Below are 15,814 nucleotides of genomic sequence, written 5' to 3' on the forward strand. Positions count from 1 at the left end.
GTCAGTCGCCGATGGGCGAGCCGGGCGGGGTGCGCGGGGGCTCGGGGCGCATCTCGGGGTCGTACTCGCGATTCAAGAACCGGGCGATCTCGCCGGACAGCCACATCCCGTGCGCGCCGTCGAGGCGGGAGGGGAGGGACAGGAGGTGCGCCTCGGCGTGCGCGCGGGCCGCGGGCGCGGCGCTCGCGTCGGCCGCCAGCCCGATCACGGCGGCGACGTACGCCGTTCGGGCCGCGTTCGCGACCTCGGCGTGGTACGGCGTCGGGGCGTCGGCGCCGAGCACGGCGTCAGCCGACCGCGCCAGCAGGTCGTCGAGGCCGGGGAGGGCGGGGTCGAGCGCGTGCTGGACGACGAGCCGGGAGGCGCGCGTGGCGTCGAGGAGGTAGCCGAACGTGAGCGTGGCGGCGGTCTCGGCCGGGGCGACGGGGTCGAACGTCAGGCCGGTGCGGCCGTCGAAGGTCTCGCGGCTGGCGCCGTAGCCCGGCGGGCGCGGCGGGATCGCGCGGGCGGCCGCGGGGAGCGCAAGCGCCTGCGGCGTGACCGTCGCCAGCAGGGCGTCGAGGGCGGCGCGCTGCGTGGCGCCGTCGACCGGTCGGGTCGGCGCGGTGCCGTCATCGCGCGTGGCGTAGCCGTACTCGACTCCCGCCACGAGGTGGGCCGTGGCGTCGACCTGGTAGCGGTGGCGGAGGTAGAGCGGCACGAGCACCTCCTCCAGCATCGCCACGGGCTGCCCCTGGCGGATCACAGCATCGGAAAACCGGTCGAGCGCGGCGCGGCGGACGGCCATCTCGTCGGTCAGCGCCTGCACGGCGTCGGCGCCGTTGTCCCAGAGCGCGCCCGTCGGCGAGGCCGCGCCGGTCGGGCGGGCGTCGGCGTCGGTGATGTAGCGGAGGCCGCGCTCGCGGTTCTCGGCCAGCACCCGAGCCGCCTCGGCCTCGTCGGGCGCGTAGCCGTAGCGGACGGCCTGCACGTCCCACACGCCCACGCCGACCGCGTACGCGTCCGACACGTCGATCCGGTCGCCGACGAGCGTCGCCAGCGGCGCGGGGTAGTCCATCACCGACGTCCGGCCCTGCGTGCTCCCGGCAAAGTTGTGCGCCAGCCCGATCGTGTGGCCGACCTCGTGGGCGGACAGCTGGCGCAGGCGCGCGAGCGCGAGCGCGAGCATCGGGTCGGCCTCGGGGGCGAAGCCGGCGGCGTTCGCGCCGGTGTACGGCGCCAGGAGCCCCTCGGCGATCAGATAATCCTGCCGGACGCGGAGCGAGCCCAGCGACACGTGGCCCTTCAGGATCTCGCCCGTCCGCGGGTCGATCACCGACGACCCGTAGCTCCACCCGCGCGTGGCGCGGTGGACCCACTGGATCACGTTGTAGCGCACGTCGAGCGGGTCGGCGCCGTCGGGCATCATCTCAACGCGGTAGGCGTCGCGGAAGCCGGCCGCCGTGAACGCGTCGGCCCACCACCGCGCGCCGTCGAGCAGGGCGCTGCGGACGGGCTCGGGCGTGCCGGGGTCGAGGTGGTACACGATGGGCTCGACCGGGTCGCACAGGCCATCCGCGGCGGGGGGGGCGGCGCACGCCAGCCGGTGCCGCGTGATCACGCGCTGCGTCACGTCCTGCCCGATGGGCACGGCGTAGTCGGCGTAGTCGTAGACGAAGTAGCCGGACGCGGGGTGGAAGGCGCGCGGGGCGTAGCCGGCGTCGGGGAGGGCCACGAACGACTGGCGGACGCGGACGGTCGGCGCGCTCGGGTCGGCGGCCACGTCGCGGACGAACCGGCCGGGCTGGGAGCTCGCGAACGTCAGCCGCGCCTCCAGTTCGGTGTTGAGCGGGAAGGCCTTGAGGCCGTCGGGGACGGGCGCGCTCCGCGATTTGTCGAGCGAGAACGAGCCCTGCCCGGTCCGGCGGAGCGTCTCGGCAACCCCGTGCGCGTCGCGGACCACGAAGTCCGTCGCGTCGACGAGGACGCGGTCGCCGGTGGCCGCTGCGGCGTCGAAGCCCCAGACGACGGACGGGGCGAACGCGTCGGCGACGGCCGTCCGCTCGGCGGGGTTGTCCGTCTCGGCGCGGAAGCGGAGGTTGGGCTGGACCATCAGCACGCGCCGCCCGACGCGCTCGAACCGGACGATCCGCTCGCCGCCGAGCTGCCCCCGGTCGAGCCCGACGTCGTTCGACCCGAGCCCGGCCGCGAGCGCGACGGTGTACAAGAGGTCGGTGTCGAGCGGGACGTCGAGCCAGACCTTGCCCTCGTCGGCGTCCCACCACACGGGCACGAACCCGTCGCGGGCGTCGAGCCCAACCGTCTTCGCGGCGATGGGAGGGAGCGCGTTCGCGTCGGTGGCGGGCGTCGCCGGTGTCGGGGTGGGGGCGGTCGCCGCGCACCCGGCGACGAGACAGGCGAGGGCGACGGCGAGAAAGCGGGGCATGGGCGGCGGCGGAGGGCTGGCGGAATCTAGAGGTGGCCTGGGTATGCAGCGCCCCTCGCTCCCCCCGGCCGCGCGCCCCTCGCTCCCCCCGGCCGCGCGCCCCTCGCTCCGCTCAGCGGGCGCTCGGCCTGTCCCCCTCACCCGTGAGGGGGACAGCGGTCTCGCCTTGAGCGCAGTGATGGCGAGATCGCGGGGGGAGCCCTCCCGACGCCCCTCGCGACGAGGCTCGGCGGCCGTCGCGGACGCGATTCCTAACCGTCGCAACGGTCCCGCGACGGCCGCGAGCGCGATTTCCGAGCCCTACAACAGGTTCGCAGCGACTGCGACCCCGCTCGCGCTACGTTCCAGCCCGCCCGCTCGCGCCCCGTGGATCTCGCCGTTCTCCTGCCCGCCATCGCCGACGAGGTCCGCCCGCTCGTCGGGACCGGCGCCGTCGCCAGCTACATCCTGCCCCTCGCCGCCGTGGACCCGGCGCGCTTCGGGCTCGCCGTCCGCACCGTCGACGGGGCCGAGCACGGCGTCGGCGACGCGGCCGAGCGGTTCTCGATCCAGAGCATCGCCAAGGTGCTGGCGCTGGCCGTGGCGATGGACGCCGAGGGCGACGCGCTGTGGGCTCGCGTCGGGCGCGAGCCGTCGGGCACGGCGTTCAACTCGCTCGTCCAGCTCGAGGCCGACGGCGGCGTCCCGCGCAACCCGATGATCAACGCGGGCGCGCTCGTCGTGATGGACGCTGTCCTGGCGCACAGCGCGCCCGGCGCCACGCCCATCCTCGACCTCGTTCGCAGCGCCGCCGGAGAGCCGACGCTGGCGGTCGACCACGCCGTCGCCGAGGCGGAGATCGCGACCGCGCACCGGACGCGCGCGCTCGCGCACTACCTCAAGGCCTTCGGCACGCTGCGCGGCGACCCCGACGCCGTCGTCGATGCCTACTGCCGGCTGTGTGCGCTGTCGATGAGCTGCGTCGAGCTGTGTCGCGCGTTCACGTTCCTGGCGACGGGCGGACGCGCGCCGTCGGGGCAGGCCGTGGTGTCGCCGCGGCAGGCCAAGCGGCTCAACGCGGTGATGCTGACGTGCGGCGTCTACGACGAGGCGGGCGACTTCGCGTACCGCGTCGGGCTGCCGGCCAAGAGCGGCGTCGGCGGGGGCATCGTGGCGGTGATGCCGGGCGAGTTCGTGGCGGCGGCGTGGTCGCCGGGGCTCGGCGCGCGCGGCAACTCGGTCGCGGGCACGATGGCGCTGGAGCTGCTGACGACGAGGACCGGCCGCTCCATCTTCTAGGTCTTGTGCGGAAACTCCCCTGACCTGTCATCCTGAGCGCCAGCGAAGGATGACACGTTGACGTTTCCGACCACCCTACCTCACGCGTCGTCGCGGTAGGCGCGGATCCAGTCGACCTCGATCCGGAATGGGCCGTCGATGCCGTCGGCGATGAAGAGGCCGAACGACTCGACGGCGGCGCGGTCGAGCGGGGCGACCTCGACGGGCTCCCCGAACACCGTCGCGTCGAGGTCGGCGAACGGGATGCGGACCGTCTTCCAGTCGTCGGCGGTGTCGAACGGTGCGCGGCGCGAGACCTCGCGGCGCCCCCGTCGGGTCGCGTCGTTGACTTCGAACTCGAACGTGCGCCCGCCGCCACGGACGCGCAGCTCGACGCCGTCGAACGCCGACAGGTCGGCGCCGTGCTCGACGCGGGCGGAGGTGAACCCGCCGCCCGCGGTGACGAGGTCGCCCGTGAACGCGAGGGTGCCGTCGGTGACCTCGAGGAAGCCCTTCGACCGCCCGCCCATCACGCCGTCGTTGACGACCCGCCAACGGGCCTCGGTGTCGGACTCGAACTCGAAGAGGGTCGGGGGGGCGTCGGCGGCGGCCTGTGCGGGCGCCTCGGGCGGCGTGCCGGAGCAGGCGGCGAGGGCGACGGAGAGGAGGAGGAGGGAGAGGTGCATGGGCTGGGGACCGTCGCGCCCCTCGTGCGGGTCCCCGCCCGCTAGCTTCTCAGGCCATCCCTGCCCTGCCCGTGCCCCGCTGCGCCTTCCTCACCACCGAGGGCCTCGACCTCGACTACGTCTACGACGACCTCGCCGTGGCGCCCCTCGCCGCGCGTGGCTGGGCCGTCGAGTTCGTCCCCTGGCGCGCCGCCGTCGACTGGTCGGCCTTCGACGTGGTCGTGATCCGGTCGCCGTGGGACTACATGCACGCGCCCGACGCGTTCCTCGCGGTGCTGGCCGAGATCGACGCGGCGACGCGGCTGGAGAACCCCCTCGGCGTGTGCCGCTGGAACGCCGACAAGCGGTACCTCCGCGACCTCGCGGCCGCGGGCGTCCCCGTCGTCCCGACGGCGTGGGAGGACGGGCTGAGCGAGGCCCGGCTGGCGGGGCTGCTCGCGGGGTGGGGCGCGCGGGGCGGCGTCGTCAAGCCGACGGTGGGGGGCGGCGCGCGCGACACGTTCTGGCTCCGGCCGGGCGACCGTCTCGGCCCGGCGCTGGCGGCGTTCGCCGACGGCCGCGCCGCGATGGCCCAGCCGTTCGTGCCGTCGGTCGTGGACGAGGGCGAGTTCTCCGTCTTCGCCTTCGGCGGCGCCCTCAGCCACACGATCCTCAAGACGCCCAAGGGCGGCGACTTCCGGGTGCAGGAGGAGTTCGGGAGCCGCCTCGTCCCGGTCGAGCCCGAGCCCGCGTTGCGGGCGATCACCGACGCCGCGCTCGCGGCCGTCCCCTCGCCCGAGCCCCTCCTCTACGCCCGCGTCGACGCCGTGCGGATGCCCGACGGCGGGTTCGCGATCATCGAGCTGGAGCTGATCGAGCCGTCGCTGTACTTCCCCTTCGCGCCCGGCGCCGCCGAGCGGTTCGCCGATGCCGTCGCCGCGTTGGGCTGACGGATCGGCCCGTCAGTAAGCGCGGATCCAGTCGACCTCCAAGCGGAACGGGCCGTCGATGCCGTCGGCGATAAAGAGGCCGAACGACTCGACGCCGGGGCGGTCCAGCGAGCCGACATCGACGGGCTCGCCGAACGCGGTCGACTCCAGGTCGGCGAACGGAATGCGGACCGTCTTCCAGTCCTCGGTGGTGTCGAACGGCGCCCGTCGTGAGACCTCGCGCTCCCGGTTTCGAGTCGCGTCGTTGACCTCCATCTCGAACGTCCGCCCGCCGCCACGCACGCGCAGCTCGACGCCGTCGTAGTTCGACAGGTCGACGCTCCGCTCCACGCGGGCGGACGTGAAGCCGCCGTCCCGGGTGACCAACTCGCCGGTGAACGTCAGCGTCCCGCCGTCGAGGCCGATGAAGCCCTGGGAGTGCCCGCCCATGACCCCGTCGTTGTCGACGAACCAGTCGTGCTCGGGGTCGGCGAAGTCGAAGAGGGTCTGGGCGGCGTCGGCAGGCATGGTCGGAGGGGGCGGGTGGGGCGGCGCGCGAGTGGGCGCCGGGAACGCGAATGGGCCCCGCGAACGGCCCTGCAGCCGGTCCGGGTCCGGCGACGGGATCAGGCCGCGCCACAATTGGGGACGTGGGCGAGACCTCGGGCCGGCTCGGCCCACCGCGGGCCCGGCCGTGCTTTTCGAGCGGCGTTCGCGCCCCGCGCGCGGCTGGCGGCGATCTTTGGCGCTCACGTCTGCCCGAACGCCGGGCTCCCGCATGGCCGACCTCGACACGATCGTCTCCCTCTCGAAGCGCCGCGGCTTCGTCTTCCCGTCGTCCGAGATCTACGGGGGCCTGGGCGCCGTCTACGACTACGGCCCGCTCGGCGTCGAGCTCAAGCGGAACGTCCGCGAGCGGTGGTGGAACGCGATGGTCCGCGACCACGAGAACGTCGTCGGCATCGACGCGGCGATCCTGATGCACCCGACCGTCTGGAAGGCGTCCGGCCACGTCGACGCCTTCTCGGACCCGCTCATCGACGACCGCGCCAGCGGCCGCCGCTACCGCGCCGACCAGCTGATCGAGGGGGCCATCGCCAAGCTGGAGAAAAAGGGCCGGACCGACAACGCGGAGGCCCTTCAGGCCCGCTTCGTCGAGGCCCTCAACGCCGACGACGCCGCGAAGGCGCTCGGGCAGATCATCCAGGACGAGGAGATCAAGGCCCCCGACTCCGGCGCCTTCGACTGGACCGAGGTCCGCCAGTTCAACCTCATGTTCGAGACGGCGACGGGCGCGCTCGCCGAGGAGGCGAGCAAGCTCTACCTCCGGCCGGAGACGGCGCAGGGCATCTTCGTCCACTTCAAGGACGTCGCCGAGACGGCCCGCCAGCAGGTCCCGTTCGGGATCGCGCAGATCGGCAAGGCCTTCCGCAACGAGATCGTCGCGCGGCAGTTCGTCTTCCGGATGCGCGAGTTCGAGCAGATGGAGATGCAGTACTTCGTCGAGCCCGGGACCCAGATGGCGGCGTACGAGGAATGGGCCGACAAGCGGATGGCGTGGCACGCCAGCAACGGCATCCGCCCCGAGAAGCTGCGCTGGCACGACCACGAGAAGCTGGCGCACTACGCCGACGCCGCCAAGGACGTCCAGTACGAGTACCCCTTCGGGTGGAACGAGATCGAGGGGATCCACTCCCGGACCGACTTCGATCTGAGCCGCCACCAGGAGTTCAGCGGCAAGAAGCTCGAGTACTTCGACCAGCCCTCCAACTCGCGCTACATCCCCTACGTCGTCGAGACGTCGGTCGGGCTCGACCGCACGATCCTGATGATCCTGTGCGACGCGTACCGCGACGAGGAGGTGCAGACCGGCGACAAGACGGAGACGCGGACCGTCCTCAAGTTCCACCCGGCGCTCGCGCCGTTCACGGCCGCCGTCTTCCCGCTCGTCAAGAAGGACGGGATGCCCGAGGCGGCGCACGCCGTCGAGGCCGACCTCCGTCGGCAGTTCAACGTGACGTACGACGAGAAGGGCGCCGTCGGCCGCCGCTACCGCCGCCAGGACGAGATCGGGACGCCGTACTGCATCACGATCGACGGCGACACGACCGAGCACGGGACCGTGACGGTCCGCGACCGCGACTCGATGGCGCAGGACACGATCCCGGCCGAGAACGTGCGCCGCTACCTCGAGGACAAGATCGAGGCCTGGACGCCAGGCGACTAGGCAGACACCGCCCGCCTCGACCGCTCCGCGGGGGCGCCGAGGCGGGGTGACACGCCGATGTCGCGTGTTTGCACGACCTTGTGGGCACGCTCACCCCCGCTCGTCATGGTCGCCTCCATCCTGTCCGTCGTCGCCGGCTACGTCACCTGGACCCTCGTCTTCCTGGGCGGCAGCGCGGGCCTGCGCGCCGCGCTCGGCTTGGACGCCGACGGCGGGACCGACCGCGTCGGCGTGCTGCTGGCGTACCTCGCGCTGAGCGTGCTCGCCTCGGTGGGCGCCGGCGCGGTGGCGGCCCGGCTGGCGCCCCGCCTGCCGATGCGGCACGTCTGGACCCTGGCGGCGCTGCTGCTCGCGACCGGCATCCCGGTGCAGATGGCCTCGTGGGCCCTGCTGCCGGCGTGGTACCACCTCGCGTTCCTGATCGCGCTCGTCCCGGCGACCGTCCTCGGCGGGCGGTGGCTGGCGGGCGGGCGGCGGTAGTCAGTCGGCGGCCCACGCCTCGACGACGCGCCGCGCCCACTCGGCGTAGACGCGCGGGCCGGGGTGGAAGCCGTCGGCCGCCATCACTTCGGAGACGGCGACGCCCTGGCTGAGCGGGCCCGCCGCACTCGCGTCGGTCGCCACGTACGTCACGCCCGGGGTGCGGTCCGCGAGCGCGCGCAGGGCGGCGTCGTGGCGGTCGCGCTGGCGGCCGATGACGAACCGCATGGGCTGGGGCAGGGCGGGGAACTCGCCGACGGGCGGGAGCCCGGAGACGACGACGTGCCCGGCCTCGAACCGCGTTTGCAGCAGGCCGACCAGCCGGTCGTAGCCCGCCGTCCACTCGGCCAGGCCTGCCCCGGCGATGACGTCGTTGAGGCCGACGGCGACGACGGCGAGGTCGACGGGATGCGCGGGCTGCTTCGCCAGCCACGCGGTCGTCTTGGGGATCGTGGACCCGAAGCGCGCGTGGTGCTGCCACGCCACGCGGTGGCGCGCCGCCAGCCGCTCGACGAGTTGCCCGAGCAGCGCGTTCTCCTGACGGTCGGCGCCGTAGCCGGCGGCCGAGGAGTCGCCGACGAGCAGGAGCGAGAGGCCGGGGCCGTCGCCGCAGGGGCCGTCCGCGAGCGGGGCGGGCGGGGCGAGGCGCGGCATCCGGGCGAACATCCGCTTGCCTTGGACGAGTAGGACGGGGGCGAGGAGCGTGCGCAAGAGGTCGGGCATGGCCGCCGAACGCCGGCTCGCGGCCACCGGTCCCGCTGGCGCCCTGGAGAGCCCGTTCTGGCTCGCGCGGTCCGGCTCGCGGCGCCAACATCCCCAACCGCCCGCATCAGTCCGTCGGCATGTAGCCGTGGGGGACGCGGTCGGCCAAGCGCTCGAAGGCGAGGTGCCCGGACACCGAGACCGCGAACGGGTCCTCGGGGACGCCGCGCGGGTCGATCCGGGCGCGGCCCCGGTCGACGAAGAGCGACGAGCGCTGGACGGGATCGGGGCGGGAGCGGGGCTCGCGGAACCACGCCGAGCGGAGGTACGCCGGCTCCTCGGGCTCGCCGTCGTAGACGACCTCTAGCTGGTCGCGGATGCGCAGCGTGCCCCAGCCGTCGGCGTCGACGGCCATCACCCAGCCCGCGGAGGCGCGGAAAGACGGGCGCGCACCCCAGGCGTCTTGGCGGACGAGCGCCAGCGCGAACCCCTCGGCCTCGGCGGTGCCCGCCAGCAGCGAGCGGAGCAGATGCGACAGCGATCCGCGATACGCCCGCTCGCGAGCGGCGGCCCACCGAGCGGCCTCCTCCGGAGAGGTCGGCGCCAGCTCCTCGAACGACTCCTCGCCGTCGTAGCGCACGCTCGACGCGCCCCCTTCGAAGTCCGTCAGCAGATACGTCAGGCGGTAGCCGAGTGCGCGGTTCTCGAACACGAGCGGCGCCGCGGCGGTGGCGGAAAGGGTGCCCCAACTCGACGTGAAGTCGAGCACTTCGGGGTTGAGGAGCCGCGTCGAGTCGGCGTTGCCGGACTCGCCGACGAGTGCGCGCAGAAACTGTCGGAGCCGTCGGGCCCAGCGCTCATCACGCTCCGCCTCGACGACAGCGCCCCCCAACGCAGCGACGGTCGCCGCGAGCGTCAGCGCGACGTGCGCCGTGTCGCTCGCGGCGACACGGACGGGCTCGACGGCGGACGTGTAGCCCACCATCGAGGCGACGACGCGGTACGCGCCGGGCGCGAGCCGCTCGATCCGGAACCGGCCTTCGGCACTGACCGCCGCGCCGCGCGCCGTGCCGGTGAGCACGACGCTCGCGCCGGGCAGCGGGGTCCCGTCGGCGTCGCGGACGGTCCCGACGAGAACGCCGGTCTGTGCCCCGACGGTCGGCGCCAGCGCGGCGAGAGCGAGTAAGAGGAGGGCGAGGCGCACGGCCCCAGTCTGCGGACGACCCGCCGCTGGTGTCAAGGGGCCGCGGTGTCCCCTTCGAGCCGGTTGAGGGCCGCCGCGTCGAGGTCGGTGAGGGCCGCCAGCGCCGACCGCGTGTGCGCGCCGAGAGCGGGCGGGGGCGAGAGCGCTCGCGATTCGCTGGGGACGGTCCGCACCGCCCGGTGGCCCGCGCCGTCGTCGACGATGAGGCGGGCGGCCTCGGGGTGCGCGAACACGTCGGGGACGGACCGGACGGCACCGGCCGGGACCCCGCGCGCGGCGAGGTCGGCCAGCAGCGGCCTGCGGTCTCGCGTCGCCAGCGCGTCGCGCAGCACGGCATCGAGGGCGTCGCGCGAGCGGACGCGGTCGGCGTTCGTGGCAAAGCGGGCGTCGGGCGCCAGCGCCAGCGCCTCCGCCAGCGCGGCGAACTGGCGGTCCGTCCCGACGGCGAGCACCACGTCGCCCGTCGCGGTCGGGTAGGGCGCGCCGTAGGGCGCGATGTTGGGGTGCGCCGACCCGATCCGCCGAGGCTCGACGTCGGCCGTCAGCCAGTTCGCGGCCTGGTTCGCGAGTGACGCCACGGCCGACGCCAGCAGCGACACGCGGACCGCCGCGCCCTGTCCCGTCCGCTCGCGCGCGAGCAGCGCCACGAGCGCGGCCTCCTTGAGCTGGTGCGCCGCCAGCACATCGACGAGCGCGACGGGCATCTTGGTGGGCGGCCCGTCAGCCTGTCCGTTGAGGGCTGTGAACCCGGCCTCGGCCTGCACGACGGCGTCGTAGCCCGGCCGGTCGTCGCCGGGCCCGTAGCCGTCGACCTCGACCACGATCAGCCGGGGGTTGAGCGCGCGGAGCGTGTCGGCATCCGCGCCCAAGCGGGCCGCGCTACCGGGCCGGAACGAGGAGACGACGAGGTCGGCACCTCGCGCCAGCCGGTGGAGGGCGTCACGGCCGTCGGCGCTGGCGAGGTCGAGGACGACGGACTCCTTGCCCCAGTTGACGGCGCAGAAGTAGGCAGGCCGGGTGTCGGTCGGGTCCTCAGCGGCGAGGTGCCAGCTCCGCGTCACGTCGCCCGCCGGGGCCTCGACCTTGACCACGCGCGCGCCGTGCTCGGCGAAGAACATCCCGACGCTCGGGCCCGCGAGCACGCTCGCAAGTTCGACGACGACGAGGTTGGAGAGGGGCATGGGCGGGTGTGGAGCGTGTCGCAAGGCGCCGTACGCGGGTGCCGCCGCGACGTGCCTGCCGGGGCGACCCGCCCCGACCGTGTGCGCCGCTACGCCTCCTGCGCGGCTTGGTCGAGCGACGCGAACAGCTCGTCGGAGAGCTCCAGTTCGGCTGCGGCGACGTTCTCCTCCAAGTGCGCCACGCTCGACGTGCCCGGGATCGGGAGCATCACCGGCGAGCGCTTGAGGAGCCACGCCAGCGCGACCTGGCTGTGCGAGGCGCCGAGCTGCTGGGCGGCCTCTTCCAAGATGTCGCTGTCCGACAGCTTGCCGGCGCTGAGCGGGAACCATGGGATGAACCCGATGCCCTCGGCCTCGCAGAAGTCGAGCACGTCTTCGCTCTTGCGGGTCCCGAGGTTGTACTCGTTCTGGACCGTCGCGACGGTCAGCCCAGCGTCCTGCGCCGCCTTGATCTCGTCGACGGAGACTTCGCTGAGACCCACGAGGCGGACCCAGCCGTCGTCTTGCATCCGCTTTAGCGTCGAGAACTGGGCGTCGCGGTCGTGCTCGGTGTCGATCCGGTGGAGCTGGTACAGGTCGATGGCGTCGACGCCGAGCCGGCGCATCGACATCTGGACCGACTGCCGGAGGTAGGCCGGGGTCGCGAGCGGGTGCCACTTGTCGGGGCCGGTCCGCAGCAGGCCGCCCTTCGTGGCGATCACGGTGTCGCCGTAGGGCGCGAGCGCCTCGCGGATGAGGTCTTCAGAGACGAACGGGCCGTAGCTGTCGGCGGTGTCGATAAAGTCGACGCCGAGCTCGACGGCGCGCTTCAGGACGGCGAGGGAGGCGTCGTGGCCGGCGGGTGGCCCCCAGATGCCGTCACCGGTGATCCGCATGGCGCCGAACCCGAGGCGGTGGACGGTCAGGCCGCCGCCCAAGTCGAAGGTGCCGGAGGCGCGGGCGGGGGTGTCGGAGGTGGCGGCGTAGGGCATGGACGGGCGGAGTGGAAGGGAGGGGTTGGATCGCCCGGGCCCGTCGCCGTTCCGCGAATTGGGGGTGCCCTCCCCGGCCGGGAGACTGGCGACGCGGCTCCACCGGAGCCTCTACGCGAGCCGCTGGCGGAGGGTGAGGAGCGCGGCCGGCGTGTCGAGCAGGCGCGAGCCGTACCACGAGAACGCCTCGCCATCGACCAGCGCGACTTGGGCATCGGGCGCCAGCGCCTCCACCTCGGCCATGTGCGTCTCGGCGAACGGGAACGGCTCCGACGACAGCAGCACCACGTCCGGCGCCAGCGCCGCGATCTCGCCGGCCGCCAGCGTCGGGTAGCGCGCGCGGTCGCCGACGACGTTGATCAGCCCCGCCCGCGCCATCACGTCCGAGATGAACGTGTCGTCGCCGACGGTCATCCACGGGTCGCGCCAGATGAGGTAGAGCGCGCGGAGCGGCGCAAATGTCGGGAGCGCGTCGAACCGACGGCCGATCTCGGCCGCCAGCGCCTCCGCCTCGGGCCCGCGCCCGACGAGCGCGCCGACCTCGCGGATCATCGCCAGCGCCCCGCCGACCGTCGCCACGTCCGTCACGTGGACCGGCACGGCCGCCGCCAGCGCCTCGATCGGCTCGCGGTCGTTCTCCTCGCGATTCGCGATCACGAGGTCGGGGTCGAGCGCGAGCACGCGCGCCGGCTCGGTCTCCTTCGTCCCGCCGACGATCGTCTTGCGGGCCTTCCACCCGGCGGGGTGGACGCAGAACCGGGTGAGGCCGACGACCTCGGCGTCGAGCCCGAGCGCCGCCAGCAGCTCGGTCTGCGACGGGACGAGCGAGACGATGCGCCGGGGCGGGGCGGGGAGGGCGTCGACGAATGGCATGACGGAAGATCGCCCGTACCCTTCGGCTCCCACGCCCCGCGTTCCATGTCCTACGTCCGCTGCCTTCGGGGCATCGCCTCCGGCGCCGAGTACCCCGCCGACCGCCCGATGAACCTCGACCCGGTCGACGGGCGGCCCGTCGAGATGGTCCTCGACCTGGACCGACTCGCGGCCGAGCTCCCCGACTTCGGCTGGTACCACCCCGAGCGCCGCGACCTGTGGCGGTTCGGCGCGCTGATGCCGCTCGACGTGGCCGACCCGGCCGACCGCGCCCACATCGTCGACATCGGCGGCGGGCACACGCCGGAGCTGCGCTACGCCAGCCACGCCCTGGCGCGGGCGCACGGGTTCGACCTGTGGGTCAAGGAGGAGGGCCGGTCCGGGGCCGGGTGGGGCGGCAACCCGACGGGCTCGTTCAAGGACCGGGGGATGGCCGTCGTGGTGGCGATGGCGCGTCGGCTGGGGCTGGAGAAGCTGGCGGTCCCGACGCAGGGCAACGCGGGCGACGCGCTGGCGACCTACGGGCTGGCGGGCGGGCGGGAGGTGGCCGTCGCGATGCCCGACGACACGCCGCTGCCGATCCTGGGCAAGGTGGCCGCGCTCGCGCACCGGCACCCCGGCCGCGTCCACCTCGACGTGGTGTCGGGCACGATCCGCGAGGCGGGCGCGCTCATCGCCGACAAGTACCTGGGCGACGGGTTCTTCAGCGTCGCCACCTTCAAAGAGCCCGGCTGGCGGATCGAGGGGAAGAAGACGATGGGGCTGGAGTTGGCCGAGCCGAGGCGCCCCGGCGACCCGTGGCGCCTCCCCGACGTGATCGTCTACCCGACGGGCGGCGGGACGGGCGTGCTCGGGATGTGGAAGGCGTTCGGGGAGCTGGAGGCGCTCGGCGTGATCGGGCCCGACCGGCCGCGGATGGTCAGCGTCCAGAGCGAGGCCACGACGCCGCTCGTGGACGCCTTCGAGTCGGGCGCGGCCGACACGACACCCGGCGCGGCGGGGACGACGCTGGCGACCGGTCTCAACGTGGTCGGCGGGGTGGGCCACGCGCGCGTGCTGGAGATCCTGCGCGCCAGCGGCGGCGCGGCGGTCGCCGTCTCGGAGGCGGCCATCGGCGACACGCTCCGGACGACGATCGCGGAGACGGGCTGGTGGCTCGGCTCCGAAGGCGCGGCGGCGCTCGCGGCGCTGCCGGACCTCGTCGACCGCGGCCTCATCCGGCCGGGCGACCGGGTGGTCGCCTTCAACACGGGCTCGCTTGAGAAGTACCTCCCGGCGCTCCGACCGTTCGTGCCGGACCCCGCGCCGACGGCGTGATCGACGAGCGGAGGCCCGTCGCCTCTACGCGTCTGCGAGCGCGTCGGCCAGCTTGCGGACGAGCCCGTCGAACGAGCCATTCGACATCACGAGCGCCAGAACCTGCCCCGGACTCGATCCGGGGTCGCCGTCGCGCAGGTCCGCCAGCAGGTCGGGCAGGAGCGCGTCGGCCGAGCCGTACGCGGCCGCGGGCGTGCCGGAGCCACGGACGGACTCGGCGACGGCCTCCGCGTCGACGAAGTGGGCGGGGTCGTCGTTGTGGCGGAGCGGGGGCGTCGACAGGAAAACGGCGTCGGCCGTCGCGAGGGCGTCAGCGTACGGGGCTTGGAAGGCGGCCCGGCGCGACGAGTTCGAGCGCGGCTCGAACACGGCCACGACCCGGCGCCCCGGCCACCGCTCGCGGACGCCCCGGACGGTCGCCTCGACGGCCGTCGGGTGGTGCGCGAAGTCGTCGACGACGAGCACGCGGCCGTCGACCACGACTTCCTGGCGGCGCTTCATGCCCCGGAACGTGCCGAGCGCACCCGCGACATCCGCCGCCGAGACGCCCGCGTCGAGCGCGACGGCGGCGACCGAGAGCGCGTTGAGCGCGTTGTACCGCCCGCCCATCGGCAGGCGGACGTCCGCGACGGGCTCGCCCGCGACCACGAGCGTAAACGTCTGCCCGCCCTCGACGGCGCGCAGGTCGCGCGCGGCGATGTCGAACGTGGTGCCGGGCGGCTCTTCGCCCTCCTCGCCGTAGAGCCGGACGCGCGCCCAGGTCCGCTCCGCGAGCTGGCGGACGGCCGCGTCCTCGCCGTTGAGCACGAGGAGCCCGTGCGGCGGGGGGAGCGCGGCGAAGGCGTGGAAGGCGCGCTGGTACTCGTCCCAGTCGGCGTAGATGTCGGCGTGGTCGAACTCCAGGCTCGTGATGACGGCCCGGTGCGGGCGGTAGAGCAGCATCTTGGGCCGCTTGTCGAAGTAGGCCGCGTCGTACTCGTCGCCCTCGATGGCGAACACGGGCCCCGACCCGCGCGCGGCCGTCCGCGGCTCGCCGACGGGCACGCCGCCGACCAGGAAGCCCGGCGCCCGCCCGGCCTCGGTGAGCACGTGGACGAGCAGGCCCGTCGTGGTCGTTTTGCCGTGCGTCCCGGCGATGACGGCCGGCTCGCGCTCGCCCAGGAAGAGGTGCGCGAGCGCCTCGGGCAGGGACGCATGCACGAGCCCGCGCTCGCGCGCGGCGGCGGCCTCGGGGTGCGTCGGCGTGCAGGCGTTCCCGACGACGACGAGGTCGGGCGGCTGGCCGTCCGGCCCGTCGAGATTCGCCGCGTCGTAGCCCTCGATCACCGGGATGCCGGCGGCCGCAAGCCGCGTCGACATCGGCGGGAAGGCGGCCTCGTCGGAGCCGCGGACGGCGTAGCCCGCCTGCGCCAGCAGCTCGGCGAGGGCGCCCATGCCCTTGCCGCAGATGCCGATCAGGTAGACCGAGCGGATGGCGTCGGGCGCCGGGAGCGGGGGCCGCGCAAAGACCCGGAGGTCGGCGTCGGCGAAGTCTTCGAGTCGTCGCATGGCGCCTGAACCCGCCGCCGCGCGCCCGGTTCGGT

At 74.2% G+C, this 15,814-nt stretch carries 14 protein-coding genes; 5 read left to right on the forward strand and 9 right to left on the reverse strand.

Annotation, left to right across the window (positions count from 1 at the left end; translation table 11 throughout):
- Window position 1: 1 nt before the first annotated feature.
- Window positions 2–2,425: a zinc-dependent metalloprotease gene (locus ACLII4_RS04525; protein WP_412069704.1), complete on the reverse strand. Its 2,424-nt coding sequence runs from the start codon at window positions 2,423–2,425 to the stop codon at window positions 2–4.
- 366 nt (window positions 2,426–2,791) lie between these two features.
- Here ACLII4_RS04525 and ACLII4_RS04530 point away from each other — a divergent pair, with 366 nt between their 5' ends.
- Window positions 2,792–3,703, forward strand: coding sequence for a glutaminase (locus tag ACLII4_RS04530; RefSeq protein ID WP_412069705.1), 912 nt, complete (start codon window positions 2,792–2,794; stop codon window positions 3,701–3,703).
- 80 nt (window positions 3,704–3,783) lie between these two features.
- Here the strand turns inward: ACLII4_RS04530 and ACLII4_RS04535 are convergent, their stop codons facing one another.
- On the reverse strand, window positions 3,784–4,368 hold the full coding sequence (locus tag ACLII4_RS04535; protein WP_412069706.1) for a CIA30 family protein: 585 nt from the start codon (window positions 4,366–4,368) through the stop codon (window positions 3,784–3,786).
- 71 nt (window positions 4,369–4,439) lie between these two features.
- On the opposite strand from ACLII4_RS04535, the gene ACLII4_RS04540 reads away from it, so the two are divergent.
- Window positions 4,440–5,297, forward strand: a complete 858-nt coding sequence (locus ACLII4_RS04540) for an ATP-grasp domain-containing protein (protein WP_412069707.1) — start codon at window positions 4,440–4,442, stop codon at window positions 5,295–5,297.
- Window positions 5,298–5,309: 12 nt separating this feature from the next.
- On the opposite strand, the gene ACLII4_RS04545 is transcribed toward ACLII4_RS04540, so the two are convergent.
- Window positions 5,310–5,804, reverse strand: coding sequence for a CIA30 family protein (locus ACLII4_RS04545; RefSeq protein ID WP_412069708.1), 495 nt, complete (start codon window positions 5,802–5,804; stop codon window positions 5,310–5,312).
- Between the two features lie 250 nt (window positions 5,805–6,054).
- Between ACLII4_RS04545 and ACLII4_RS04550 the strand changes: the two genes are divergently transcribed.
- Window positions 6,055–7,503 carry a glycine--tRNA ligase gene (locus ACLII4_RS04550; protein ID WP_412069709.1) on the forward strand — a complete coding sequence of 483 codons (1,449 nt, stop codon included), beginning with the start codon at window positions 6,055–6,057 and terminating at the stop codon, window positions 7,501–7,503.
- A gap of 105 nt (window positions 7,504–7,608) precedes the next feature.
- Entirely contained in the window at window positions 7,609–7,983 is a 375-nt protein-coding gene (locus ACLII4_RS04555) for a hypothetical protein (RefSeq protein WP_412069710.1), read from the forward strand.
- Here the strand turns inward: ACLII4_RS04555 and ACLII4_RS04560 are convergent, their stop codons facing one another.
- The 5 genes from ACLII4_RS04560 to ACLII4_RS04580 all read right to left on the reverse strand — a co-directional run bounded on the left by ACLII4_RS04560 (window position 7,984) and on the right by ACLII4_RS04580 (window position 12,914).
- A complete protein-coding gene (locus ACLII4_RS04560) occupies window positions 7,984–8,706 on the reverse strand; it encodes an SGNH/GDSL hydrolase family protein (protein WP_412069711.1) in 723 nt (240 codons plus the stop codon).
- Between the two features lie 106 nt (window positions 8,707–8,812).
- On the reverse strand, window positions 8,813–9,889 hold the full coding sequence (locus ACLII4_RS04565; RefSeq protein ID WP_412069712.1) for a carboxypeptidase-like regulatory domain-containing protein: 1,077 nt from the start codon (window positions 9,887–9,889) through the stop codon (window positions 8,813–8,815).
- Between the two features lie 32 nt (window positions 9,890–9,921).
- Entirely contained in the window at window positions 9,922–11,070 is a 1,149-nt protein-coding gene (locus tag ACLII4_RS04570) for a CaiB/BaiF CoA transferase family protein (protein WP_412069713.1), read from the reverse strand.
- Window positions 11,071–11,159: 89 nt separating this feature from the next.
- On the reverse strand, window positions 11,160–12,041 hold the full coding sequence (locus ACLII4_RS04575) for an aldo/keto reductase (RefSeq protein ID WP_412069714.1): 882 nt from the start codon (window positions 12,039–12,041) through the stop codon (window positions 11,160–11,162).
- Window positions 12,042–12,152: 111 nt separating this feature from the next.
- Window positions 12,153–12,914 (reverse strand): helical backbone metal receptor, encoded by a 762-nt coding sequence (locus ACLII4_RS04580; protein WP_412069715.1) that lies wholly within the window; start codon window positions 12,912–12,914, stop codon window positions 12,153–12,155.
- 45 nt (window positions 12,915–12,959) lie between these two features.
- Between ACLII4_RS04580 and ACLII4_RS04585 the strand changes: the two genes are divergently transcribed.
- Window positions 12,960–14,231, forward strand: coding sequence for a threonine synthase (locus tag ACLII4_RS04585; protein WP_412069716.1), 1,272 nt, complete (start codon window positions 12,960–12,962; stop codon window positions 14,229–14,231).
- A gap of 24 nt (window positions 14,232–14,255) precedes the next feature.
- Here ACLII4_RS04585 and ACLII4_RS04590 read toward each other — a convergent pair whose 3' ends face one another.
- Complete coding sequence (locus ACLII4_RS04590) at window positions 14,256–15,779, reverse strand: UDP-N-acetylmuramate--L-alanine ligase (RefSeq protein WP_412069717.1); 1,524 nt, start codon at window positions 15,777–15,779, stop codon at window positions 14,256–14,258.
- Window positions 15,780–15,814 lie beyond the last annotated feature (35 nt).

It is taken from the genome of Rubrivirga aquatilis, from assembly GCF_046845665.1.
Lineage (GTDB): Bacteria > Bacteroidota > Rhodothermia > Rhodothermales > Rubricoccaceae > Rubrivirga.